At 41.3% G+C, this 23,912-nt stretch carries 26 protein-coding genes, 3 tRNA genes and 1 pseudogene; 27 read left to right on the top strand and 3 right to left on the bottom strand.

Annotation, left to right across the window (positions count from 1 at the left end; all coding sequences use genetic code 11):
• Positions 1-125: 125 nt before the first annotated feature.
• From WC788_02400 to WC788_02350, 11 genes are all read left to right on the top strand, one after another.
• The gene (locus WC788_02400; GenBank protein MFA6096458.1) at positions 126-497 is read left to right on the top strand and encodes a hypothetical protein; all 372 of its coding nucleotides are present in this window, start codon (positions 126-128) and stop codon (positions 495-497) included.
• 3 nt (positions 498-500) lie between these two features.
• Positions 501-1,514 (top strand): type 2 isopentenyl-diphosphate Delta-isomerase, encoded by a 1,014-nt coding sequence (fni, locus tag WC788_02395; GenBank protein MFA6096457.1) that lies wholly within the window; start codon positions 501-503, stop codon positions 1,512-1,514.
• A 4-nt stretch (positions 1,515-1,518) separates the two neighbouring features.
• The gene (locus tag WC788_02390) at positions 1,519-2,268 is read left to right on the top strand and encodes a Nif3-like dinuclear metal center hexameric protein (protein ID MFA6096456.1); all 750 of its coding nucleotides are present in this window, start codon (positions 1,519-1,521) and stop codon (positions 2,266-2,268) included.
• A 63-nt stretch (positions 2,269-2,331) separates the two neighbouring features.
• On the top strand, positions 2,332-3,357 hold the full coding sequence (pheS, locus tag WC788_02385) for a phenylalanine--tRNA ligase subunit alpha (GenBank protein MFA6096455.1): 1,026 nt from the start codon (positions 2,332-2,334) through the stop codon (positions 3,355-3,357).
• A 174-nt stretch (positions 3,358-3,531) separates the two neighbouring features.
• Positions 3,532-5,898 carry a phenylalanine--tRNA ligase subunit beta gene (gene pheT, locus WC788_02380; GenBank protein MFA6096454.1) on the top strand — a complete coding sequence of 789 codons (2,367 nt, stop codon included), beginning with the start codon at positions 3,532-3,534 and terminating at the stop codon, positions 5,896-5,898.
• A gap of 35 nt (positions 5,899-5,933) precedes the next feature.
• Positions 5,934-8,000 (top strand): DNA topoisomerase (ATP-hydrolyzing) subunit B, encoded by a 2,067-nt coding sequence (gene gyrB / locus WC788_02375; GenBank protein MFA6096453.1) that lies wholly within the window; start codon positions 5,934-5,936, stop codon positions 7,998-8,000.
• 399 nt (positions 8,001-8,399) lie between these two features.
• Positions 8,400-8,807: a septum formation initiator family protein gene (locus tag WC788_02370; GenBank protein ID MFA6096452.1), complete on the top strand. Its 408-nt coding sequence runs from the start codon at positions 8,400-8,402 to the stop codon at positions 8,805-8,807.
• A gap of 128 nt (positions 8,808-8,935) precedes the next feature.
• Positions 8,936-9,006, top strand: a tRNA-Gly gene (locus WC788_02365).
• A 114-nt stretch (positions 9,007-9,120) separates the two neighbouring features.
• Positions 9,121-10,065 (top strand): hypothetical protein, encoded by a 945-nt coding sequence (locus WC788_02360; protein ID MFA6096451.1) that lies wholly within the window; start codon positions 9,121-9,123, stop codon positions 10,063-10,065.
• Positions 10,066-10,261: 196 nt separating this feature from the next.
• Positions 10,262-11,005, top strand: a complete 744-nt coding sequence (locus WC788_02355; protein MFA6096450.1) for a class I SAM-dependent methyltransferase — start codon at positions 10,262-10,264, stop codon at positions 11,003-11,005.
• A gap of 284 nt (positions 11,006-11,289) precedes the next feature.
• Positions 11,290-11,760: a hypothetical protein gene (locus tag WC788_02350; GenBank protein MFA6096449.1), complete on the top strand. Its 471-nt coding sequence runs from the start codon at positions 11,290-11,292 to the stop codon at positions 11,758-11,760.
• Positions 11,761-11,818: 58 nt separating this feature from the next.
• Here WC788_02350 and WC788_02345 read toward each other — a convergent pair whose 3' ends face one another.
• Entirely contained in the window at positions 11,819-12,070 is a 252-nt protein-coding gene (locus WC788_02345) for a hypothetical protein (GenBank protein ID MFA6096448.1), read from the bottom strand.
• A 255-nt stretch (positions 12,071-12,325) separates the two neighbouring features.
• On the opposite strand from WC788_02345, the gene WC788_02340 reads away from it, so the two are divergent.
• The 3 genes from WC788_02340 (at position 12,326) to WC788_02330 (ending at position 13,736) form a co-directional block, all read left to right on the top strand.
• Positions 12,326-12,398, top strand: a tRNA-Thr gene (locus WC788_02340).
• A gap of 193 nt (positions 12,399-12,591) precedes the next feature.
• Entirely contained in the window at positions 12,592-12,987 is a 396-nt protein-coding gene (locus tag WC788_02335) for a potassium channel family protein (protein ID MFA6096447.1), read from the top strand.
• A gap of 188 nt (positions 12,988-13,175) precedes the next feature.
• On the top strand, positions 13,176-13,736 hold the full coding sequence (locus WC788_02330; GenBank protein ID MFA6096446.1) for a hypothetical protein: 561 nt from the start codon (positions 13,176-13,178) through the stop codon (positions 13,734-13,736).
• A gap of 79 nt (positions 13,737-13,815) precedes the next feature.
• Here WC788_02330 and WC788_02325 read toward each other — a convergent pair whose 3' ends face one another.
• Positions 13,816-14,109, bottom strand: coding sequence for a hypothetical protein (locus WC788_02325; protein MFA6096445.1), 294 nt, complete (start codon positions 14,107-14,109; stop codon positions 13,816-13,818).
• Positions 14,110-14,231: 122 nt separating this feature from the next.
• On the opposite strand from WC788_02325, the gene prfB reads away from it, so the two are divergent.
• From prfB to WC788_02290, 7 genes and pseudogenes are all read left to right on the top strand, one after another.
• A protein-coding gene (prfB, locus tag WC788_02320) for a peptide chain release factor 2 (GenBank protein ID MFA6096444.1) occupies positions 14,232-15,342 on the top strand; the annotation gives its coding sequence in 2 pieces (ribosomal slippage) (positions 14,232-14,297 and positions 14,299-15,342; 1,110 coding nt in all).
• 291 nt (positions 15,343-15,633) lie between these two features.
• Positions 15,634-16,035 (top strand): annotated as a pseudogene (nrdD, locus tag WC788_02315) (anaerobic ribonucleoside-triphosphate reductase).
• Between the two features lie 28 nt (positions 16,036-16,063).
• Entirely contained in the window at positions 16,064-16,747 is a 684-nt protein-coding gene (gene ftsE, locus WC788_02310; GenBank protein MFA6096443.1) for a cell division ATP-binding protein FtsE, read from the top strand.
• 15 nt (positions 16,748-16,762) lie between these two features.
• A complete protein-coding gene (locus WC788_02305) occupies positions 16,763-17,677 on the top strand; it encodes a permease-like cell division protein FtsX (protein ID MFA6096442.1) in 915 nt (304 codons plus the stop codon).
• A gap of 112 nt (positions 17,678-17,789) precedes the next feature.
• Positions 17,790-17,860 (top strand) — tRNA-Gln (locus WC788_02300).
• Positions 17,861-18,097: 237 nt separating this feature from the next.
• The gene (locus tag WC788_02295; protein MFA6096441.1) at positions 18,098-18,439 is read left to right on the top strand and encodes a hypothetical protein; all 342 of its coding nucleotides are present in this window, start codon (positions 18,098-18,100) and stop codon (positions 18,437-18,439) included.
• Between the two features lie 263 nt (positions 18,440-18,702).
• Positions 18,703-18,963 (top strand): hypothetical protein, encoded by a 261-nt coding sequence (locus WC788_02290; GenBank protein MFA6096440.1) that lies wholly within the window; start codon positions 18,703-18,705, stop codon positions 18,961-18,963.
• A 102-nt stretch (positions 18,964-19,065) separates the two neighbouring features.
• On the opposite strand, the gene WC788_02285 is transcribed toward WC788_02290, so the two are convergent.
• Positions 19,066-19,524 carry a hypothetical protein gene (locus WC788_02285; GenBank protein ID MFA6096439.1) on the bottom strand — a complete coding sequence of 153 codons (459 nt, stop codon included), beginning with the start codon at positions 19,522-19,524 and terminating at the stop codon, positions 19,066-19,068.
• Between the two features lie 97 nt (positions 19,525-19,621).
• Between WC788_02285 and WC788_02280 the strand changes: the two genes are divergently transcribed.
• From WC788_02280 to WC788_02255, 6 genes are all read left to right on the top strand, one after another.
• Entirely contained in the window at positions 19,622-19,804 is a 183-nt protein-coding gene (locus WC788_02280; protein ID MFA6096438.1) for a hypothetical protein, read from the top strand.
• A gap of 88 nt (positions 19,805-19,892) precedes the next feature.
• Positions 19,893-20,549 carry a peptidoglycan DD-metalloendopeptidase family protein gene (locus tag WC788_02275; protein ID MFA6096437.1) on the top strand — a complete coding sequence of 219 codons (657 nt, stop codon included), beginning with the start codon at positions 19,893-19,895 and terminating at the stop codon, positions 20,547-20,549.
• A 91-nt stretch (positions 20,550-20,640) separates the two neighbouring features.
• The gene (locus WC788_02270) at positions 20,641-21,057 is read left to right on the top strand and encodes a hypothetical protein (protein MFA6096436.1); all 417 of its coding nucleotides are present in this window, start codon (positions 20,641-20,643) and stop codon (positions 21,055-21,057) included.
• Between the two features lie 170 nt (positions 21,058-21,227).
• The gene (locus tag WC788_02265; GenBank protein MFA6096435.1) at positions 21,228-21,464 is read left to right on the top strand and encodes a hypothetical protein; all 237 of its coding nucleotides are present in this window, start codon (positions 21,228-21,230) and stop codon (positions 21,462-21,464) included.
• Positions 21,465-21,580: 116 nt separating this feature from the next.
• Entirely contained in the window at positions 21,581-22,387 is an 807-nt protein-coding gene (locus WC788_02260; protein ID MFA6096434.1) for a tRNA-dihydrouridine synthase family protein, read from the top strand.
• 155 nt (positions 22,388-22,542) lie between these two features.
• On the top strand, positions 22,543-23,859 hold the full coding sequence (locus WC788_02255; protein MFA6096433.1) for a hypothetical protein: 1,317 nt from the start codon (positions 22,543-22,545) through the stop codon (positions 23,857-23,859).
• Positions 23,860-23,912: the final 53 nt, after the last annotated feature.

Here is a 23,912-nt window from a genome sequence, read left to right as displayed (position 1 = left end):
TTACTAGTAAATTATAAAGTAGTTTTATTAAATATGCAAGGGTCGAGCTTTAATATTCACATATATTGCGGTTTTGGCCAAAATGAGCTAATATTTATGATATAAGAAGCGAATAATCCAACTCAATGACTCTGCGGACATATTTAACGTTGAACGTTCTGAGCACGATCATTTGCTTTGTTGCATGGGCTCTGATCGTTCTGAATGTGGATCCGAATAACACCGGTTTTCCCGGACTAGTTGTTTTTTATCTGAGCCTATTCTTTGCTCTTTCTGGTCTGTTCTCGTTCCTGGGTTTTTGGGCAAGAAGAAAGATCGTGTTGAATAAAGCGGAATTTTCTCAAGTTGGAATCTCATTCAGGGAAGGAGTCTTGTTGTCTTTTATGTTCGTTGGGATGCTTTTTTTGAAAAGCATCGAACTTTTGAATACATATAATGCGGCGTTATTTATATTCGGCATAAGCCTTTTGGAGTTTTATTTCATGAGCAGAAATTAACGCATGAGCATAACTAAGAGAAAAGAAGATCATATTGAGATCTGTTTGAAAGAGGGATCGGGGTTTTGTAAAAAAAGCGGATTCGAGAAATATGAGCTTTTGCACAATGCAATAGCTGATTTTAATTTTGAAGACATAGATATCTCGTCCGATTTTTTGGGAAAGAAGATCGATCATCCGATCATCATTTCTTCGATTACGGGAGGTTGCGAGAGGGCAAGAAAGATAAATACGAACTTGGCCATTGCCGCTGACAGGTTGAATATTGCAATGAGCTGCGGATCGCAAAAAGCGATGATAAAAGACAAAAAACAGGCTTGTACATATGAGATCAGAAGCGTTGCGCCGGGCATTCTATACATGGGAAACATAGGGCTGGATTACTTGAAAAATTATGAGAATTTTGCTAAAATTAGGTCAGCCATAAAGAGCATAAATGCCGATGGGGTTTTTGTGCATTTGAATCTTGCGCAAGAGCTGGTTCAGGCGGAAGGAGAGCGTAATTTCGCTGATTCTACGCAAAATCTGACTAATTTCGTCAAATTCATGGATTTGCCTGTAATCACTAAAGAGGTCGGTTTCGGGATATCCGGAAAGACAGCAAAAATATTGGAAAGAACCGGAGTGCGGGCGATCGATGTTGCGGGAGCGGGAGGAACAAGCTGGACGAGGGTTGAGAGTTTCAGACAAGCCGACAGCGGGCTCGCAAACAGGTTCTCGGAATGGGGGATCCCAACCGCAGAGAGCCTTGTTCAATGCAGGAAAGCCGTAAAAATGCCTATAATAGCAAGCGGAGGCATATATGACGGGATCACGGCATGCAAGGCGTTTGCGCTTGGCGCGGATCTGGTCGGTTTGGCAGGGCCGCTTCTCAAAGCCGCAAACATCAGTCCGGAAAAAGTCATCGAATATCTGGATAATTTTATACTGGAACTCAAGACAGCGATGATGCTTGTCGGCGCGAGGAATTTGAATGAATTAAAGAACAATAAAGAGATAATTTATAAAGTTGTATAATGTTATGAGTGTTAAAAGAGACGAAATAATTGAATATTTGAATGAATATTTGAAGGTTAAAGATTTTCAGGATTATTGTCATAATGGTCTTCAGATAGAGGGAAAAGAAGATGTTTCTAAGGTTATTACGGGAGTCACTATGAGCATGGCTCTTATTGGAGAAGCCATAAAAGAGAAGGCAGAAATGATCATTGTCCATCATGGAATATTTCTGAGGGATATACCTTCTCCTCTTCAGCTTGGGGGTTTGTATAAGGCAAGAATAAAAGAGATATTACATAATGATATAAATTTTGCAGGGTATCATCTTCCTTTGGATGCTCATCCCGTGATAGGAAATAATATCAGCCTGTGTAAATTATTTGGAATGAAAAAGTGCAGGCCATTTGATGTTGGTTTTGTCGGAGAACTTGATGAGGCGGTTGATCTTGCTGAATTTGTGAAAATCGTTAATGACAGATTGCAAACCGGAAGTTTAGTTTTGCCTTATGGAAAGAATAGAGTAAAGAAGATCGCTGTTATTTCTGGCGGGTCATCTGTTGACTTTAAGCAGGCATTTGATCGGGGAGCGGATGTCTTTATTGGAGGAGACATCAGGGAGGAGGTTGTCCGGAAGATAGAGGAGATAAGATTCAATTTTATAAACGCCGGACATTATAATACGGAAAAATTAGGCATTCAGAATCTGGGTAAGCTGATCGAAAAGAGATTCAAGATCAAGGCCGAATTTATAGATATACCGTGCGATGTATAGCTTATTAGCCGGTAGCTTTTAGCTTATTGGAAAAAAAGTTGTCATTCAATTTAATACAATACGATGAAAAATAAACTTGAGAAGATAAAAATAAATGCCTTGAAAGATCTGAAAAAGATCGCAAGCTCGGACGAACTTGAGGCTTTCAGGGTGAAATATCTCGGAAGGAAGAGCGAGCTTACTGCTGTGCTCCGCAATCTGAAAGATCTTCCGGGTGAGGAGAAGAAAAGCGTCGGAGAAAAGGCGAATGAGATAAGAGAAGTGATTGAAGCGGGAATCGAACAGCGGGAGGCGGAAATAAAGAATAAGGAATTCGGGGAAATGGAAGAAAAAGAAAGGATCGATGTCACATATCCTGGCGCAAAGATGGAAGAAGGGCATCTCCATCCATTGACTCAGACGAGATATGCGATCGAGGAGATATTCAAGTCGATGGGATTTTTGGTCGTGGAAGACAGGGAGATCGAAGACGAGTTCCATAATTTCGATGCTTTGAATATGCCTAAAGATCATCCGGCGCGCGACATGCAGGACACATTCTGGCTGAAAAGCGGTGCAGTTCCAAGAACGCAGACATCTTCTGTTCAGATAAGATTTATGGAAAAGAATAAACCGCCATTTCGCATAGTTTCTCCTGGAAGAGTGTTCAGGAAAGAGGCTTCAGATGCGACGCATGAATCGAATTTCCATCAGATCGAGTGCCTGATGGTGGATGAAGCAGGATCGATCACAGTTTCCAGTTTCAAAGCGGTTCTTCATGAATTTATGAAAGGTCTCTTCGGCACTGATGTGAAAGTCAGACTTCGACCGAGTTATTTCCCTTTTGTCGAGCCTGGATTTGAGACGGATGTAAGCTGTCCATATTGCGGACAAAAAGGATGCAGAATTTGCAAAAATTCCGGATGGATCGAGCTTGGCGGATCAGGGATAGTGAATCAGAAGGTATTTACGTCGGTTGGGTTTCCGGAAGATAAATATGAAGGTTTTGCTTTCGGATTCGGACTGGAGAGAATGGCGATGATAAAATTCGGGATCGACGACATAAGACTATTCCATTCAGGCGATCTGAGATTTCTAGAGCAATTTTAGGATAGCTTGTAGTTTTTTAGTTTCTGAATCTAGGAATTGTCATTCTGAACTTGTTTCAGAATCTATCGTCTGATACGTTTACTTTGTATCGATTGGTTTTTATGGTAGATTTTAAAAAGATCCTGAAATAAATTCAGGATGACAAAATTAAAATATTGGAATAACGACAACAAAATGAAAATTTCATACAATTGGCTAAAGGAATATGTTGATATAAGCGTAACTCCTGAAAAACTGGCGGAGCTTTTTACGATGCATTCTTTTGAGGTTGAAAGCCTGACTGTTCAGGGAAAGGGCCTTGAAAATGTGGTTGTGGGAGAAGTGCTTGAAAAGAAAAAACATCCGGATGCGGATAAGCTTAATCTTGTGAAGGTGAAGGTGAATGAAGGCGAGCCGCTTGAGATCGTCTGCGGAGCGCCGAATATCGATGTCGGACAAAAAGTTCCCGTCGCACTGCTTGGCGCCGAGCTTCCATGCGGTATGAAGATCGAAAAAAGAAAAGTGCGGGGAATCTATTCGTGCGGAATGGTCTGTGCGGAAGATGAACTCGGACTTAGCGACAAGCACAGCGAGATCATCGTTCTCGATAAGGATTCAAAGATAGGAATGCCTGCGAAGGATGCAATGGGGCTTGATGATGCCATTTTTGAGATCGCAATACTGCCGAATCGCGCGCATGACCTTCTTAGTCATATGGGCGTGGCAAGAGAGGCGGGAGCTCTTACAAATGCAAAGTTAAAAATTAAAAATGAAAAGTTAAGGACAGAAACTTCAAATTCAAGCGAATCACTGAAGGTTGAGATTATAGATGAAGATCTGTGCAGGAGATATTCGGCGGCGATTGTGAAGGGGATAGAAATAAAGCCGTCTCCGAAGTGGCTGAAAAAAAGGCTTGAAAGCGTCGGCGTAAGATCCATAAACAACATTGTCGATATCACAAATTACGTTATGTTCTACTTGGGCCAGCCCATGCATGCTTTTGATGCGGACAAATTGAATGGAAAGATCATCGTACGCAAGGCTAAAAAAGGGGAGAAGATATTGGCACTGGATGATAAGGAATATGAGCTGAGCGAAAATGATCTTGTGATAGCGGATGAGCAAAAGCCGATCGCGATCGCGGGAGTGATGGGCGGAAGCGAAACTGCCGTGAGTGACAGGACGAAGAATATAATTTTCGAGTCGGCTAACTTTCTGGGCGTGAACATCCGAAAAACATCTCAGCGGCTGAAGCTTTCCAGTGAATCTTCGTATAGATTTGAACGCGAGATCGATCCGGAACTGACGCTCCAAGCGATCGGGATGGCAATTGCATTAACGAAAGAACTGGCCGGCGGAGAAGCGATCGAACCTATCGTTGATGCATATTTGAAGCCTGTTTCGAATAAAAAAATATCGTTTGATTATGGAAGAGTGGAAAAGCTTCTCGGAATATCTATTGCGCAAGAGAAAGCGAAAGAGATCCTGGAGGGATTGGGTTTCGCGGTTTTGCAGAATGGGGAGAATATGGAAGTAACGGTTCCGACATTCAGGATAGATGTCGAAAGGGCTAATGATATCATCGAGGAGATCGCGAGGATCAACGGATATGAGAACATTCCGGAAGTTCCATCGAATGTCCAAATGAGATCAGTGAAACAGGACAAGGAAATGATCCTTGAGAAAGGGATGCGTCTTGTAATGGAAGGGCTGGGATTCACTGAGGCATATAATTATTCATTCCTGAGCGAGAGAGATATAAACGGAATGGGACTGAAAAAGGATGATCACTATGAGCTTCAAAATCCGCTCAGCGATGACCATAGATTTCTCAGAACGACATTGGCCTTCGGATTGATCAAGAATGCGGGCCTAAATTCGAAGTATAGGGATAATTTCCGGATATTCGAGGTTGGAAGAGAGTATCTGATGACGGGGCAGGACCTTCCGGAGGAACGAAAAGTGCTTGCTGCGATATTGGCGGATAAGAATGCAAAGACGGATCTTTTCTATGATCTCAAGGGAAAGGTTGATGTGCTTCTCCGGAAATTCGGATTCGAAAAAGCGATCTATAAGGAAATACAATCGCCTGAATCTTTCTGGCACAAGGGAAGGTCCGCAGAAATAGCCGCTGATGGAAAAATTGTCGGCAGACTGGGCGAGATAAATCCGATGACATTGAATTTTTTTGATGCGGGATGCCGAGCGGCATATTTTGAACTATATGTTGTCGATGTCGTCGGTCTGGGCAGAGATGAAAAAAGATATAAGCAAATAAACCGGCTGCCTTCTGTTCAGCTTGATCTTGCGATCGTGTTCGATGAAAGCATAAAATGGGATGATATAAGAAGAATAATCATGAAAGCCGATAATGCATTGATAAGGAATGTCGAGACTTTTGACGTTTATCGCGGAAAAGGGCTTGAAAAAGGAAAGAAAAGCGTTGCCTTCAGGATAACCTATCAGGCGCAAGACCGAACGCTCAAAGACGAAGAGGCGAAAGCGGTGCAGGATAAAGTCGTGAAAGAGCTTGATAAGATCGGAGGAAAAATAAGAAATTAATTCGCAGATAAATATTAAGAAATTATATAAATACTATGGTTGAAAAACAAGAAAAAAAACCCGAGGTGAAGAAAAGCGAATATGGCGCAAAACAGATCCAGGTTTTGGAAGGGCTCGCGCCGGTAAGAAAAAGGCCGGGAATGTACATCGGAGGAACCGGACTTGACGGTCTGCATCATCTGATCTGGGAAGTTGTCGATAATTCCATCGACGAAGCGATGGCGGGATATTGCAATAATATCGAAATAGAGCTGATGGAAGGAAACCGGGTCAGGGAAACGGACAACGGACGAGGCATTCCGGTCGAGAAACATCCGCAGACAAAAAAATCAACTCTTGAAACGGTTCTCACCATTCTTCATGCCGGCGGAAAATTCGGCGGAGAAGGTTACAAGGTATCGGGAGGTCTTCATGGCGTCGGCGTAAGCGTCGTTAATGCTCTTTCAAGCTATATGCGCGCCGAAGTGAAAAGAGAGGGGAAGCTTTGGATGCAGGAATATAATGCAGGAAAGCCAAGGGCGATCGTGAAGCCGATCGGGAAGGCGAACGGAACCGGAACGACGATAATTTTTGAGGCTGATAAAGAGATATTTCCGGAAATTAAATATGAGTGGGACAGGATAATCCAAAGAATGAGACAGCAGGCATATCTTACTAAGGGCGTGAAGATCAAGATCATAGATTCAAGAGAGGGAAAGGACAAAAGAAAGACCTACGCATTTTATTTTGATGGCGGAGTTGTTTCTTATGTGAAGCAGTTGAATGAAGGAAAGGAAATAAAAAATGAAATACCATTTCATGTCGAAAAGGAATCAGAAGGCGTTATGACGGAAATTGCAATGCAATACAACGATAGCTATAAAGAGCATATTTTTGCCTTTGCCAACAACATCCACACTGTGGACGGAGGAACTCATGTTGCCGGATTCAAGGCTGCTCTGACGAGAACCTTTAATTCTTTTGCAAGGAAGAAAGGGTATTTGAAAGAAAAAGATGAAAACTTGGCCAGTGAAGATATTATGGAAGGTCTTACCGCCGTGATAAGCATCAAGCTGAGGGATCCTCAATTCGAAGGCCAGACCAAGGCAAAACTTGGCAATGCAAATGTGAAGTCGATCGTTGCAAGCGTTATGTCGGAAGGACTGGATGCATATCTTGAAGAAAATCCGAATGATGCGAAAGAGATCCTCGGGAAGTGTATTTTGACGGCCAAGGCAAGAGCCGCTTCAAGGGCAGCCAGAGAAACGATCATCAGAAAAGGCGCGCTGGAAGGCATGACTCTTCCCGGAAAACTCTCGGATTGCAGTGAAAGAAAAGCGGAGAACTGTGAGCTATATCTTGTCGAGGGAGACAGCGCAGGAGGAAGCGCGAAGCAAGGCAGGAATAGGGCATTTCAGGCGATCCTTCCGCTTCGAGGAAAAATACTTAATGTCGAAAAAGCGAGGCTGGACAGGATGCTGACCTCAAATGAAATAAAAAATCTGATCATTGCCATGGGTGTCGGGGTTGGGGATCAATATGATATTACCAGATTGAGATATAATCGGATAATTATAATGACAGATGCTGACGTTGACGGTGCTCACATTAGGACTTTGCTCTTGACGCTGTTCTATAGATATTTCGAAACATTGGTAACCGGCGGGCATATTTATATCGCCCAGCCGCCTCTTTTCAAAGTCCAGGCCGGAAAGGAATTCAAATATGTTTTCACAGAAGAAGAAAAAAATTCTGCGGTAAGCGGTTTCAGGCTGAAGCTTGATCAGAAAAAAACAAACAGCAAAAAAGGCAAGATAAAAGAAGAGGCGCAGAATGAAAAAGAAGCCATTGAGGGTTCTGAGGAAGAGATGACAGATGGTGCGGCGACTGAGGGCGAAATGAAGGGGATAAGCATTCAAAGATACAAAGGTCTTGGAGAAATGAACCCGACTCAGCTTTGGGAGACGACAATGAACCCCGAAACCCGCATGATGAAAAGAGTTACGGTTGAGGATGCGGAAGAAGCAGATTCGGTATTTGATATATTGATGGGAAGCGAGGTCGAGCCGAGAAAGAAGTTCATCCAGACCCATGCCAAGAAGGTGAAGAATCTGGATATATAATAAAAAGATCAAAACTCGAAGAAGATATTGAGAAAAGGAGAAGTTGTTTTTTGCGGCAAATAAAAAAAGCCCGGAGTGCGGGCTGCGTGCGGATCGCGAAATTTACAGGAATAACGGGAACACGAGGGACAGAATCAAGCTAAGGAATATTATGCTTATGGTTATGAATTTTATCACGTCGAATATCTTTTTCTTCTTGATTTTCATGTTCATGTAAAATAACTTATGTATTATTATTTCCCAAGGATGAGAAAGCAGGCTAATGTTGCCTGAATTATAGCATTGAGCTTTCTCTTTGTCCAACGCATGATTGCATTAATAACCGGATGATCTATAATGTTTTATATCGAAATTGAAAAGGCGGATCGCTGTTAAATCGCTATGAACTAACAGGAAGATATGATAAAAAAAAGAAAAAGCATTATAAGAAGGGTGTTGTCTTTTAAGCTTTTTTTTCTTGCAGGGATTTGCGTAGCTTTTGTTTTCGGCCCGGCCTTGGGCGGAGAATTCTATCGCAATTATCAGATCGAAAAAGAGATCGGATCGCTCAAGGGTGAAATTGCGGCGATGGAGAATAACAACTATGAACTTTCAAAACTTGTGGAGTATTATAACACGGAAGAATATAAGGAAATAGAGGCAAGAAAACGGCTGGGCGTAAAAAAAGAAGGAGAAAGCGTGGCGATCATAAAGCAGGGAGTTCAAAGCGAAAACATTGAACAGGGCGGCCTAGAAATAATCAACAACGACAATTATCCGAATTATCTGAAATGGTGGAACTACTTCTTTGAAAATGAGGAAAAATAATTTCCAACGAATATCCGATCATTGAATTTTAAATTTTGATTAGAAATTAGAAATTGAAAATTAGAAATTATTATATGCGGGTATAGTATATCGGTAAACAAAGGTTCTTCCTCCGCCTCCGCAAACATGCGAGTGTAGTATAATGGCAATACGCGACCTTCCCAAGGTTGAGTCGAGGGTTCGATTCCCTTCACTCGCTCATTTATTACTTCGGAGTCGGATAACCTCTCAAAATATTATTACGTCCTGAATTGCTTTCAGACGACGGGGAAGATTCTCAGATACCTAGTATATTTAACCATAATCTATAAATATGGATCATGCATTGGCAATTATTGCTCTAATAGCCTCTTTTTATTTTTTGGGAAAGGCGGCGGATCTTATTATTACGAACATAAGGGCTATAGGAGAGAAGCTTGGGATACAGATATTCTTTTTGGGGATAATCTTGGGTTTCCTAACGTCCCTGCCGGAACTTTTTCTCGGTATAAATGCGATAGTGAATGGAGTGCCGGAGGTTTCGTTGGGAAATCTGCTTGGAGGTACTATCGTGCTTTTTGGCTTGATACTCGGATTGAGTATTTTTTATAACAGAAGGATCAAGACAAATGGCAATATCACGGATTTTGCTTTTGCTTTCGTCTATATGATAATTCCGCTTTTCTTAGGTCTTGATGGCAGAATAGGTCCCATAGACGCTTTTATCCTCATTACGGTTTACATCTACCTTCTTTATATATTCTACATTGATCAAAAAAAACATAATCATCTGGAAATATGCATAACGAGCGAAGGCAATGAGATTTTAAAAAAAATACTGATGATCGTTGTAGGAATATTTTTGGTGATCATGATATCGAACGTGATCATGAATTTATTCGTTTATGCATTGAACGGCTGGCATGTTTCGATCTTCATAGTCGGACTGATTATGTTCTCCCTTGGAACCAATCTTCCGGAGCTGATCGTTGCCCTGCGTTCCTATCACAACAAATTAAGCGATTTATCCATGAGCAATATCATCGGATCCGCAATCTCCAATATCGTAATTATCGGAGTGTTCGCATTGTTCAGACCGTTTCAGGTGGAAGTAAATATGTCTTATTTTGCTCTGATATTTTTTTCAGTTTTGATCTACGGAGCATTTCTGTATTTCTATAGAACCGATAACGTTCTTACCGGAAAAGAAGGATTGGTTCTTATTTTGATATATTTGTTATTCTTAGCTACGCAGATCGGTTTCCTGGCCGCTTCCTGATTTAGAGCCTGTCTGAGAAGTTCATATTTGGCCAAAAACTCACAATTTTGGCTGCAAATCATTCAAAACTCGTTAGCTTAACACAAGTTAAACCTCCTTATTTTTCATAAGTTTCGCTCAAAATTTTGAATTTTATAGCACAAAAGAAACTTCTCAGACAGGCTCTTAGTTTTCAAAAATATCCGCATAATCCCGTATGAATAAAACCGCCACATATCATAAAAACAATATTTGCTTCGATTATCCGGCAACTCTAAAAAAAATAGAGTCGGTATTCGATTTTGATGTACCAGGATTAAAGATATTGGATCTGGGATGCGGCGATGGAAGGCTCAGCGCCGAGCTTGTCCGAAAGGGTCATGAAGTTTGGGGTGTTGATATATTTCCAAATGGGATCGAGGATGCGAAAAAGAAGGGGATAAACGCCATTGAGGCGGACATCGAGGCAAAGCTTCCTTTTCAAGATTCAGCATTCGATCTGGTTTTGGCGCTGGACACACTTGAACATCTATACGACGAAGAGGGGGTGTTGAAGGAGGTTTTTCGCATATTGAAAGCGGATGGAAAGGTTATTATCTCATATCCCAACCAATTTGATCTTCGGAACCGCCTGAACATGCTTTTTGGCGGCGGGATCATTCATTGGTCGCATAGGAAATATAAAAATGTCCATTCTTGGTCATATGGGCATATCAGATTTTTGCTTTATGATGAGCTTGAAGAGCTTCTTAGTGTCTGCGGTTTCTATCCTAAAAGTATTCAATTTAATTTTATGGCAGGAGGTATCTTGCCGCGAAGATTGATCCCGTCGTTTATCAGAAAAACGATGCTAAGGCTGTGGCCTCAGGTCCTGACGGGAAAATATGTCATTTTGGCCGACAAGAAGAAAGGCCCGATTAAAAATAAGATCTATATTTCACATACGGAGCCGGGAATGTAATGAAAGCAGAATGTTGTATCAAATGAATAGAGCCGGAGAAGCTACGAATATGCAGATGAACGGATGAATAACATAACCACAGATCTTCGCACGGGATCCGCAATAAAACTTTTTGAAAAGCTGGAAATTCCGATTCGGATGCTTAGGAGCGGGGACTAAAAAACCGACAGGGTAAGTATTGGCATATTTTTTCAGAATGCGGTAAAATTATGGCATAGAAGCATAAATAATAAAAAAATAAATATAAACATATAGATAGGAAAAAAGTATCGCAAATCGCCGTAATGGCAGTTGTTGTGATTTCCGCCGCCGTAATGGCGGTTTATTTTCAGAACAAGAAAGATTTGGCGAAAACAGAACCGGAAAGTAAAAGTTTTGCAGCTCTTTTGAAAGAAGAAGTGGAGGACAAATATTCGATAAGCATCAAATCTGCCCAGACGGTCCTGAAACTGTGCGATTCTAAGGTTGCAAGGATACTTTGGGAGATCAGCGGGCCTTCCGGTACAATTTCGCACACGGCAATATATTACGACTATTCATCGCATGCGGGAGATCTGGATGGGAACGTGACCGCATATCTGGCCAAATATCCGAATTTCACTAACCAATATGCGAGCAAGGAAGAAGCCATTCCGAAGACTTTTGACGCGAATTTATCTATAAGCAAAGCCGGAACTCTCTATTTTCGGGCGCATTCGATCATAGGCGGAAAACATTATTGGACGGATGAAAAGTCTATAGCGATTGAAAAGTAAAAGATGAAAGATCGACATAAAAATAGACAATAAAAAAGTGCTATGTCCGTACATAGCGCTAGGTTATCAGTTTGACGATATATTCTCCTGCTAGAGCGCAAAATCCGATACCTATCGAATTCCAGAAAATGTGCGAGATGATGTTCCTGAACCTGGGTATGACAATACCGATAAAAATTTGTGCCGTGAACGCACCTATTGTAAGGAATGTCGCAAGATTTTCTACGATATTTTTTGAATATATTGCTGCCACAGCTCCTGCCACTAATCCGGCAATGCAGAAATAGGGCAGTAATTTGTTATTATGCAAGATGTTAACCTCCTGTTTGAACTATAACGTTGTTATAGCAGATAAGGATAGCATAAAATATGAATTTGTCAATGGCCGAAATTTGAAAATCAATTTGAAAATCTCCATTTTTTTAGAGATTATTCCAAGGAATTCCGGTCTTGACCAAAACATATAGTAGGGTATTATTAGTTTGTTGAGGAAATAGGGATTTTTTGATAATATTGTTCGTCCTATTTACCAATTGTCATATTTCACTTTCCACATTTAAGACTTGCCACCTTAGCTCAATTGGCAGAGCAACGGTATCGTAAACCGTAGGTCGTCGGTTCGACTCCGACAGGTGGCTCAAAGATAGATTGGCAAAAGCAACGGTATTCCGCCAGTGGGCGGATAAACTGCAACCTTGGTCGTCTCTGTCCGCCTCGGGAGGAGGCTCGACTCCGACAGGTGGCTCAATCCATAAAGCATGAAACTTAAAACATAAAAAAAGGAGTGTCGCGTTATTTTTATATCTTGTCGTGAAATTAACATAAGTCAAAATGAAAAAGATAGCAGTCGATTTTTTCCATAACACTCACGAACATCTTACGGGAGTCAAACCTCCCCCCGGGTTCATGGCGTCTTATGTTCTGCTTCTTCTGCTTCTTCTGCTTCTTATTACCGGAATGTTGTTCTATTCGAATGTGGAAAAATGGAGCTATCTCGACTCTTTCTATTTCAGTGTTACCACTTTAGCGACAGTGGGCTATGGAGATCTGCATCCAACGTCCGCTTCGTCTAAAATATTCACCATATTCTATATATTCACCGGGGTGGGCTTGGAGCTTTATATCCTTTCCACTTTTTCCAGAAGTCTAATAGAGGGAAAGGAAAAACAAATAAAGAAACTGGAATATCTTCTGAAGCTGAGTGAAGAGAGAGACAAAGATCACTAATAGTCTGGATAATCAAAATCAGCAGGAATGGAGCTGTTATTTCCTTTAAACTAAGGATTTTTTTGTTCATGGGGATATATCCAGGCAGAAAACGTTTCCAAGTTATCGGGTATTACGCTTAGGTATTGACAAGATATAGTAATTATGATAGTCTTCACAAGTCCGAAAAGAAGGACGAGGTATAAGAAATGTCTGAATCAGAAGAAAATAAAACAAAAAAGGGTATCGATAGCGAAAAGGAAGTCGGAGAGCAGAAAGAAGAACAGAAAGACCCTATCAGTGAGATCGGGGAATTAATAGAAAAAATACAGGAGTCGCTTGACAGCGGAGATACTAAGGTTGCAGTTGGGTGCGCCTTGGCTCTCGCAGAAAAGGTTGCGGCAGTGAGTCCTGAATTGGCTGTGGTGATAAATAAGATCACACAGGCATACGGCGGAGCCTTGAAGCCGCTATCTGATGAGTTGTGTAATGTCATAGCGGGGACAATCGGATACGCTTACGAAAAATCAGCCCAGATAAATGAAGGCACTTTTGAAAGTTTCAAGAAGCACATGAAAGCGCGGGCAGAAAGAATGGCCGCAATGAAGAAGGCATATGTCGCTGCAGGTTTCGAGCCTTCAGAGGCCATGCAAATAATACTTGCGGAAATTGCCAAAGAAGGCGCGTTCAGTATTCCCGGAGATATTTTGAAAGTTACGGGAAAGAAAAAGGTGAAAAAGGAGAATAAAAAAGAGAGTAAAATAGAATAATAATCAACAAACAAAGTGAACTGGATTCACTTTTTTTTATGGAAATTGTCATCAAGGCAGAAAAAAAGATCCGAAAGGATCATTTGTGGTTTATGTGCGTCATGATAATATTATAGCCCGATATGCTATCTATCAGATAATTATTTCGAGATGGATATAGGATCGCAACGCCATTCTGGAAATAATATCTTTCTCTGACTTCCCGCGGGGTGCGCCGGTTTTTTTTATCCTTGAAAGGCACTGAAGCTATTGTGGAAGTTTTCGGAAGAGTCGCTTGTATATTGCCATAAATGTCGATCTCATAGTCCGCTCCTATTTTGTCCAATTCTATTTTTATGTTGCCCAAATCTGTTTGTATGTCTGTATTTCCCATTTTTTTCATCTCCTGGGGATAGTGTCATGATAGGGGGTTATCAATAATTGTCAAGATATATTGCCATAATTCAAGCCGGGAACGGTTTTGTCACTTCCGGAATTATCTGCTAATATATAACCATGAAAGAAACCATAGAAAAAATTAAAGACCTAAAAAAAAGGACCCTTCTTGTGAAGGACTGTCTTTGACATCCGTAAGAAAAAAGCTGAGATCGTGGGTTTCGACGCTGATATAAACGAGAAAGGTTTCTGGCTCGACACCAGAAAGGCGAAAGAGGTCATGCGAAAGCTCGATGAATACAAAAACATCGTGGATTTTTGGGAAAGTATGGAAAACAGGATAAACGAGCTCGATGAGATGTTGAGCGTCATTGATGAGAAAAAAGACAAAGATCTGCTGAAAGAAACGAAAGAAAAACTTTTTAAGCTGGAAAAAACTTTTTTGGAGCATGAATTCGAAGCTTTGATGAGCGGGAAATATGACGGAGCGAGCGCGATCTTGGCGATACATAGCGGTGCGGGAGGGGTTGATGCGCAGGATTGGTCGGAAATGCTGCTTCGGATGTATCTCCGATACAGTGAAGACCATAAATATAAAACGGAGATCATACATATGTCCAGAGGGGAGGAAGCCGGGATCAAGAGCGTAATGTTCATGGTTTCGGGCGCATATGCATATGGCCATTTGAAGAACGAAGCGGGAGTGCACAGGCTTGTGCGCCTTTCCCCGTTCAATGCAGACAATCTCCGGCAGACATCGTTCGCGCTTGTTGAAGTTCTTCCCGAGATCGCTTCTGAGGATGAAGAAAAAATTAAAGACGAAGATCTGCGGATCGATACGTTCAGGTCAAGCGGAGCCGGAGGCCAGAAAGTGAATAAAACCGATTCGGCTGTCAGGATCACGCATATTCCGACCAAAACAGTTGTGGAATGCCAGAACGAAAGAAGCCAGCTGCAGAATAAAGAAAGGGCAATGCAGATCTTGAGATCAAAATTATATAAATTGCAGCAGGAAAAAGAGGAGGAGGAGAAAAAGAAGCTTCGCGGAGAGTTCACTTCTGCAGAATGGGGAAATCAGATCAGGTCCTATGTTCTTCATCCGTATAAAATGGTCAAAGACCATAGAACGGGAGTGGAAACTTCGAATGCGGAAGAAGTTCTGAATGGCAATATCGACATGTTCATCGAGGCGAGGCTTAAGGGAGTGGTCCAAAGGAGCGATAGGAAATAGTGAAAATTTCCAATTCACAATTATCAATTTTCAATAAATTTTCAATTTTACAATATTCAATCGATAATTTTTTTTGATCATTGATTGAAGAGTAGGAATTGATAATTCTTTGTATCGTATTATTTAATGGCATAAATTGTATGTTTAAACGAAGAAACGCAGACGCTATTCATATAAATTTCAATCTGTGCTATAATGCTCATACAAGTTAAAAAATAATTCAAATATATGGCAAAGAACGTGTTATTGGAGAAGACAGAGACAAAGGAAACAAGGGAGCTTCCCAGGGATCCTTTCTATACGAACTCTACACAGCTTCCGGTTGGCCACACAGATGACCTTTTTGAGGCTCTGAAACTGCAGGATCCGCTCCAGACGAAATATACGGGAGGAACCGTTCTTCATGCTTTTTTGGGGGAAAGGCTTCCAAGCGGAAAAGAGGCGAAGATTTTGATAAAAAAAGTGTTTGAGAAATATGCCCTTCCATATCTTTCCATTACGCCGACTTTCAGTGTGTGTCCGAATCACGGGTATCTTCCGGGAGAGCATTTCGTGTGTCCAAAATGTCTCATCGAACAGCCATGCGAAGTTTATTCGAGGGTGGTGGGTTATTTGAGGCCGGTTCAGCAATGGAACAAAGGTAAAGTTTCAGAATATGCAAGAAGAAAAGTCTACAAATCAAGAGCAAAGTAATTTAAGAAATGTAAATTTTGAAAACAAGATGATAGTTTTTGATGATGTCTATAAGTATTATAATACGAACGCTACGGCCTTGGAGGACATAAATTTTTCCATCTCGAGCGGCGAGTTTGTTTCAATAGTAGGCCAAAGCGGCGCGGGAAAATCAACTTTATTGAAGTTGATTTTTGCTGAAGAAAAGCCAAGCAAGGGAAATGTCCTTATAAGAGGGAAAGATATAAGCAAGATAAAAAGCGGAAGACTGCCGATCCTGAGGCGCCACATCGGAGTTGTTTTTCAGGACTTCAAGCTTTTGGACAGGAAAACCGTTTTTGAGAATGTGGCTTTCGCTATGGAAGTTTCGGGAAGATCGGACAAAGATATAAGGGAAGACGTGTCGCAGGTCCTGGAGATCGTGGGACTTCTGAAAAAATATAACAGCTATGTCAATGAACTTTCGGGCGGAGAGAAACAGAGGACTGCAATAGCGCGAGCACTGGTGCACAGGCCTGACATAATAATTGCGGATGAGCCGACGGGAAATTTGGATCTTGTGAACACGTGGGATGTCGTTCAGCTTCTGATGAAGATCAACCAGTTTGGAACGACGATCGTTCTTGCAACACACAACAGAGAGATCGTGAATCTGATCAACAAGCGCGTTATAACGGTTGACAGGGGAAGGATAATCAAGGATCAGCTGGATAAGGGAAAATATATTATTTAATTAAGAGCAAAATAGATGTTTCGAAATAAAATAAAAAGACTTCTGGTTTCCGCAAGCAAGGACCTCCTCCGAAATATATGGCTTAATGTCGCAACGGTCATAATTCTGGTTATATCTCTTTTCACGGTGACGGTGATGCTTGCAGTGGATGCGATCGGAGATCATGCTCTCGGGGCATTGAAGGAGAAGATCGATATCACAGTGCAATTCAAAGACAACGCGGATGAGGGAAAGATCCTGGAGCTTCAGAAGGATCTTCAGGGACGGAGTGATGTAAAAAATGTTGAATATATATCGAAGGATCAGGCACTTACGAATTTCAAAGAAGCGCATAAGGATGACAGTTATATCAATGATTCATTGACGGAATTGGGGGATAATCCGCTTTTTGCGGTTCTCAATGTGAAGGCAAACGAGCTCGATCAGTATAAAGATATAGATAATTTCGTAGTCGGAAACGAGAACTACAAGGATATAATCGAAAAAGTGAATTTCAAAGAGAATGAGACTGCGATAAATAATTTTTCAAATATTCTTGCGGCCATCAAGGAAGGCATATTGGCGCTCAGCGTTCTTTTCGTGCTTATCGGCGTTATGGTCGCATTCAATACTATAAGGCTTGCAATGTATGCGCATAAGACTGAGATCGAGATCATGAGGCTGGTCGGTGCGGGGAATTGGTATATCAGGATGCCATTTATCATCGAGGGAATCGTTTTTGGTGTCGTAAGCTGTGCGGTTGCGATCGCGCTGATGTTTCCGGCCGTTTCCTATGTTTCTCCAAAGATCGCGCAATTCATACCGGGATTCGATCTTAATAACTATTTTATCGGAAATCTTTACAATATCACATTATTGCTGCTTTCAATGGGCGTGGGAATTGGCGTGATAAGCAGCGTGATCGCCATCAGGAGATATCTGAAGATATAAGGAAGATCTTGAAGCATGAAGCATAAAACCCGAAACATATTGCAGGGACTTGAAAGTTTTTAAGTTCTGTATTACAATGTTTCAAGCTATGTGTTTCATGTTTTATGTTTATTCGGGAATCGTCTAACGGTAGGACAGTTGCCTCTGGAGCAACTAATTGGGGTTCGAATCCCTGTTCCCGAACTAGTAAAAGGGCCTTTATTCGAAAGGGCTCTTTTCAATGGCCCAATATATCGTTGCATATTTGAGTTCTGAATTTGGATCCTGGCGGGAAAAGTCAATAAAAAATTAACAATTGACATTTCACCGAAAATTGCTATACTGACCGGTCACGATGAAATATTTGTGGCAAATTCTATTTCCCGGGAGATCGAGAAATTGAATAATATCAAACAGAGGTATTGCTATGGAGGAATACAAATGGACAAAGTTATATTACCTCATAAACTGAGGAACGGAGGCAGGAACGTATATTATAGTATGTTTTCTGCCGCAGCAAAGGAAGCGGGACTTTCTCTCGATAGGGGAAATTATCCGAAAGTAATCTTGCTTTCCGGCAATAGAGTTGTTGCAATAGTTGATTCGGACGCGCAAATCGGCGAACCGGATGATCTGACAAATGAATTCAATCCGGGCGGATGCAACAATAGAACATATAATGGACTGAAGATCCGGATCACTGACAAGGAGTTTGAAGAAAATTTGAACGATCTGGTTCTGATATTGAAAGCCATTCTGAAAGAGGAAGTAGCTCTCGTGTAATATATGACGGGATGATGTTCCATAAAAAGTCTCAATAAATCAAAATACAAAGTTTAAGGGTACCATTTACCCTTTTTTTATTTAGGATAAACACGATACTTCTTTATATATTAAGGCCGGGTTTCGGCATGTGTTTGACAGCTTGGAAATATCAATATATGATACAAAGTCATCTTTTCTATCGTCACAATGATTAAATTGTCCGTAGTTAAACGGCAGCCAGTTTAGTCCTTGTGACTAAAACAATCGGAGGTTCGAATGAAATGAAATGCCTGATATATCCATGTGAAAGACCAATGGAATCAAGGGGGGTAACGTATATTATCAATTTGCCGATGCGTCTGCAAAAAAGCGAAGTGGTCGAGCTGGATTTCATAAAAGAAACAAAGCCGTCATTAGTATGGGGAGATGAAGACGTGTGGATATATTCTGATCTCTGGCAAGTGGATCAGATCGTTCACGTTAAAACAGAAAAGGGTAAATATCAAATGAAAATTTATGTTAGCCCTTCAAAACATATCTAAAGAATATAACAGATACGAGAGGTATTCCACCTCTTTTTTATTTTGCGTCTTGGAATATAAAAAATAGCGCTGACCTTATAGTTGTCGCGCTTTTTCGAATAATTATTTTCGATTTTGGGATAAATTATGTTTTCTTGAATCAGATGCGGTTATTGCTATTTTCAATATCTTGTTCCAGATGTTGGGAAAAGGAACTTCCGGCAAACCTTTAGATGCTCCCTTTTTGTTTGTGTCATCATTCAGCTTGTAGATGGGCGGCATCAGTTCTGAGAAGTATTCCGGACGTATCTCTGTTATTGTCGATTTGTGTTTTTTTAGCTTCTTATTCGGCAGGATTATGACGAAGTCGGGATCTTCGGGATCCGTTAACCCCATGACCTCGCTGGCAAGAAGCATCATTTCGAATATTCTTTCTTTTGCATTTTCTTCTTTTTCGTGTTCCATTTCACTGGCGATCATGTCCGCCAGATCCGGGTTATTCTTTTCCAATCTTTTCACAATTCCGTTCAAAAATCCGTCGATCTTTGCGTAATCTTCAAATACACTTTTTACTGATCTCATTTTATCAACTTCTTTTCGCGTAGAGTTTATGATAAACTCAACAAGGCAGTATAAATTAATATTAAGAAAAGTCAAGACAAGTGACGGAGGTCTGCGTTTGGATCAGGCAAATAAAACATTCAAAATCATAAGTTCGGTGCTTTTAAAATTGTATTGTACCGAGTTGATCAAGAAGAGTATAATTAGGTATAATCTTAATTTGCACAGGAATGAAGAAGCACACCACCATCACCAGGAGATCAAGGGCAAGCACATCGAAGCGCAACAGGCAAAAAGCTAACAAGCGACGTTAGTGAGTTTGTCGACATACCCTTAACATGGCATTCGCCGTGCTGGTTTTTGTGTAATCTTTTTCAATAATCTTATATATGATTTTTCCAACCCTAAAAAACAAGAAATTCGGATATGTGAATTTGGATCTTGAGGCGAGAAGGTGGATCGCGGGCAAGAAGTTTGATCAAGGAAAGGATTCGTTTTTGGATCCGAATGTGTGCCGGGAAATGGTCAATGACACCAACGGGAAATATAATCTGGATCTTTCCTATGGCGGATGGATGGAAGACAGGAGCTTTTTGTGGAAGGGGAGTTATCTTGATGAAAAAAAGATCTATGTCCATTTAGGGATAGATATCAGCGCGCGAGCCGAAACTCCGATCGCGGCGACTTTTGATGCGGAAGTGGTCAAAATTGACGATGATTATCCTGAAGTGGGAGGCTGGGGGACGAGAGTTATTTTGAAGAATAGATCAGAGTCTTTGTATCTCATATATGCGCATTTGGACAGGAAAGTGGAATGTGAGGTTGGAGATGAGTTCGGGATAGGCGACGTTTTTGCCAAAATCGGCAAACCTCCTTTCAATGGAAATTGGTTCGAGCATTTGCATCTTCAGGCGATCACTGAAGAATATTATCGTGAAATTGAGGAAAAGAATCTATGGGACGAGCTTGATGGATATGGATCGGGAAAGGATATCGAACAAAATGCCAGAAGATTTCCCGATCCGGTAAGATTTATTTTTAGTTAGGCGCGTAAAGTTCTGATAGGGCATGCTCTTGACATTTGTATAAAATATATTATAATGATAAGTCGGAAATTAAGACAAGGAGGTTATTGAATTGTTCGACAAAAAAACTATAGCGGTAGTATGTATCCTTATGGCAATAACATTTGTTGCCGGATATCTGGTGAAACAGGATCTCGATTCGGGAATGCGAGAGGATCAGCAATGGTACAGAAGCCATATTGTGTTCAAAAGCGGAATGACCAATTATAACGGGACTGAAGGTCTGAATTACAATTTGGTCTCAGTTGACGGAGGCAAGAACTTTGCTGTAAGAAACAGAGATGGCTCTTTCGCGGGCGATGTAACGGTTGTATATCCCGGACTAAAGGAGCAACTGGAGGCCTGGGACGTACTTATGGGGTTTGTAACAAGATCAAAGCCCCTCGATCCTTCAAACAGCACTCAGATGCAGATGTTGAAATCGGCAGGTATAAACGTTTCCATAGAGAAAAACACTACATCAAAATAACAGGAATATGACTTTTTCATATTCTTTTTTCATATAGTCCGATATAGAATTCTGTCAGGGGGAAGGCTGTCAGGGGGAAGGCTTGACTTTTTTCAGGGAACTGATAGACTTTCATGTTATGTTCAGGAATAGTATCGAAACAAAAAGTATATTCAAATGGAGGCAAGGCCATGGAAGAACTTAACGAAGAGGAAGAAAAAGCTATCAATAAAATGAAGCAGAAGATCAAGTTGGATCTCCAGTCTCATTTCGAAGACGGAAGGGATATTAATGTTGAAGTGAATCGCCAGCCATTTCATTGGCCGGGGATAAAATACGATTCGAGCAGGATCACATATCTTCTGCTGGAGGCCTTAAAACAAGCAACGGCAGAGTTGCAAACCGAATGGGTGAATGCTGCGGCATAAACCCATTTATTTTTTGATCGGATATTTTGACTGAGACCCGGAGGATGCATTTGCCTTGTATTAAATTGATTACTAATTTATACTGATTAGGATGAATATTAAATAAACAATTCTTTATGGAAAACAAATTCTATTATATGCTGGCGCCGATCGAGAATATGACGGATTCATGTTTCCGTTCGATTTGCCATGGCGCGGATATGACTTTCACGGAAATGACGAGCCTTGAGGCTCTGGCAAAAGGCGATCCCTTTGCTTGGGAAAGAATAAGGCTTTATGACGACACTCCTTGCACGATCCAGCTGATCGGCCACAAAGAAGATTCTCTTCGCAGTTTCCTTTCGGAGTATAAGCCCGAAAAGGGATTCCGCGGATTCAATTTTAACTTAGGCTGTCCGGATCCGGAAGAAGTGCGCTCCGGTCATGGAGCGGCGATGATAAAAAGGATCTCAAAAGTGAAAAAGCTTATTGATATGATCAAAAGCTTCGGCTATGAGGCGAGCATAAAAATGAGACCCGGGCTAAACCAATTCGAAAAGGACAGAAAAGTATATCTGAATCTCATAAATAATGTCGATGCGGATTATTTCGTTATGCATGCACGGCATGCAAAAGAAACCTATGCCGATAAGGCCGATTGGACGGTCATCGCCGAATGCGTGAAAACAGGAAAGAATATAATCGCAAACGGGGACATAAAAACGAAAGAAGACGTCGAAAAGTTCAAAGACTGCAGGGGCGTGATGATCGGAAGGGAAGCCGTGTTCGATCCGCTCGTATTTTTGAAGCTGAAAGGATTGGATGTTCCGCCGATCGAAAGCATCAAGGCGGAGTATGAAAAACTGGCGAAAGAAAGGAATGCGCATCCAAAATACGGCAAGCATATTTTCAAGCATATAGGTGGTGCTTCTGACGGGAAATAGTGAAACGTCGGGTTGAAATCAGACGTATAAAATGCGTCTTTTTTAGTGTATAAAAGATCGTTGACATTTTATAGATTTATGTTATCATGTTCTGTTCGCTAGAGAATCATATTTAGCGAAACTATAATGAATTTATTTCAAATGGAGGCGAAATAATGGAAGATGAAGCAATAAAAAAGTTCGTTAACAACACCCTAGGTGAATTCTTGGAAGAGTTGAACAACATTATCCGGCAGGAGGATGATGCAAAAAAGGCTCACAGTGAAGTGCAGCTTGAATTGCGCCATGTCCTTGCGGGAAGCAGGGGAACTGGCATAGTTTATGACGGCGCCGAACACAATGCCAGGTATCTTCTTTTGAAGTTGCAGGAATTTCAGGACAAAAAGATAGGTTCGAATGTTGAGGTGAAGGTCAAGCACTTCCTTCTCATGCTGCCATATCTTTCGATGTTCGAAGAGAACGGCATTCAGGGAATGAATGAGCGAATAAACAAACTCTTTACGGAGCTCAAGGAAAAAAGCGGCGAATTGACCGGAGATGAAGTGAATGAGCGGATCAACGCTTTGAATGGAATTCTCTATTCCGCGATATATATATTTCCGCATCTGGCCCGAAGCATCGAAGTCGGACTTGTTCCGGAGAATATAATCTCGTGCGAAGAAAGGCAGAACCTGTATGGGCATCATTACACAGAAGAGCGCATCCAATTCGACCGGATGAAACATATCATAGAAGGCACAATTGAAAAATTGTCCTTGCCTCTGCCATATGGCTTCATGTCGCGAAAAACCGGTTCTCAGGACCGTTTTGCAAAAGGGGAAGCGCGCGAAGAAGTGTATTTCGATTGCGCGCATCCCAAGGACGATTGGCGGAAATTCGTTCCGACCCTGGCTGTCACGATCGCCAAGCCTATCGGCTTTCCGCAACATGCATTTTTCAGCTTTGAGGAAGTGGCATACGTCAGATTCAGCGATAAAACCGAGCTCACTCCGTATTACAGAGATGGAATTAATGACAGGGGAACCTATGAAGTTCTATTTCCAAGAAGGAATCACGTTTCCCACTATTTGTCATTCCGAGGATTTATGAATTATGTAAGTTTCCGGCAAAGGCGGGATTTCAAGAAGGTGCCCGACGATGTCTGGAATTGGTATTTTGACAACATCTATGAGCCGGAGTCTTTCGGATCCGAGTTTATGCGGAAGGAATACGGAATGTTAAGGAGGGATAAGCTGAGGATCGGATTCATGTCCGCAAGAACCGTGAATGTAGAAAATCCCACATATGACCAGATGATGCTGGTGGAGTTTAACGAAGTAAAATTATCCACTGACAGTTCCTATATCGATACGGGAAGAATCTTCTTCGAATATATAATGAAGAACAAGAAGATCAGGGATCATTCAAAGGCATATTTCGGAAATGAAATTATTGAAAGACTGCTGGAAATTCCGATCTGGGAAAGAAGGTAAAATAATAAAAACTAATGACTTTAAGAGTCATTTTTTTCTATGCGGAAAAAGAT

This window comes from Candidatus Paceibacterota bacterium (genome assembly GCA_041661265.1).
In the GTDB taxonomy this organism is placed as follows: domain Bacteria; phylum Patescibacteriota; class Minisyncoccia; order JAHIHE01; family JAGLIN01; genus JBAZUT01.
This window is presented reverse-complemented; position numbering and strand designations above follow the sequence as displayed.

Bases quoted from the DNA above. Each gene is read 5' to 3' on its own strand.
- WC788_02370 (MFA6096452.1), top strand. From the start codon at position 8,400: ATGATAAAAAAAAGAAAAAGCATTATAAGAAGGGTGTTGTCTTTTAAG.
- fni (MFA6096457.1), top strand. From the start codon at position 501: ATGAGCATAACTAAGAGAAAAGAAGATCATATTGAGATCTGTTTGAAA.
- WC788_02335 (MFA6096447.1), top strand. From the start codon at position 12,592: ATGAAAAAGATAGCAGTCGATTTTTTCCATAACACTCACGAACATCTT.
- WC788_02400 (MFA6096458.1), top strand. From the start codon at position 126: ATGACTCTGCGGACATATTTAACGTTGAACGTTCTGAGCACGATCATT.
- WC788_02355 (MFA6096450.1), top strand. From the start codon at position 10,262: ATGAATAAAACCGCCACATATCATAAAAACAATATTTGCTTCGATTAT.
- gyrB (MFA6096453.1), top strand. From the start codon at position 5,934: ATGGTTGAAAAACAAGAAAAAAAACCCGAGGTGAAGAAAAGCGAATAT.
- pheT (MFA6096454.1), top strand. From the start codon at position 3,532: ATGAAAATTTCATACAATTGGCTAAAGGAATATGTTGATATAAGCGTA.
- WC788_02325 (MFA6096445.1), bottom strand. From the start codon at position 14,109: ATGGGAAATACAGACATACAAACAGATTTGGGCAACATAAAAATAGAA.
- WC788_02350 (MFA6096449.1), top strand. From the start codon at position 11,290: ATGGCAGTTGTTGTGATTTCCGCCGCCGTAATGGCGGTTTATTTTCAG.
- WC788_02275 (MFA6096437.1), top strand. From the start codon at position 19,893: ATGATTTTTCCAACCCTAAAAAACAAGAAATTCGGATATGTGAATTTG.
- WC788_02285 (MFA6096439.1), bottom strand. From the start codon at position 19,524: ATGAGATCAGTAAAAAGTGTATTTGAAGATTACGCAAAGATCGACGGA.
- WC788_02330 (MFA6096446.1), top strand. From the start codon at position 13,176: ATGTCTGAATCAGAAGAAAATAAAACAAAAAAGGGTATCGATAGCGAA.
- WC788_02295 (MFA6096441.1), top strand. From the start codon at position 18,098: ATGGACAAAGTTATATTACCTCATAAACTGAGGAACGGAGGCAGGAAC.
- WC788_02390 (MFA6096456.1), top strand. From the start codon at position 1,519: ATGAGTGTTAAAAGAGACGAAATAATTGAATATTTGAATGAATATTTG.
- WC788_02260 (MFA6096434.1), top strand. From the start codon at position 21,581: ATGGAAAACAAATTCTATTATATGCTGGCGCCGATCGAGAATATGACG.
- WC788_02255 (MFA6096433.1), top strand. From the start codon at position 22,543: ATGGAAGATGAAGCAATAAAAAAGTTCGTTAACAACACCCTAGGTGAA.
- pheS (MFA6096455.1), top strand. From the start codon at position 2,332: ATGAAAAATAAACTTGAGAAGATAAAAATAAATGCCTTGAAAGATCTG.
- WC788_02265 (MFA6096435.1), top strand. From the start codon at position 21,228: ATGGAAGAACTTAACGAAGAGGAAGAAAAAGCTATCAATAAAATGAAG.
- WC788_02360 (MFA6096451.1), top strand. From the start codon at position 9,121: ATGGATCATGCATTGGCAATTATTGCTCTAATAGCCTCTTTTTATTTT.
- WC788_02290 (MFA6096440.1), top strand. From the start codon at position 18,703: ATGAAATGCCTGATATATCCATGTGAAAGACCAATGGAATCAAGGGGG.
- ftsE (MFA6096443.1), top strand. From the start codon at position 16,064: ATGATAGTTTTTGATGATGTCTATAAGTATTATAATACGAACGCTACG.
- WC788_02305 (MFA6096442.1), top strand. From the start codon at position 16,763: ATGTTTCGAAATAAAATAAAAAGACTTCTGGTTTCCGCAAGCAAGGAC.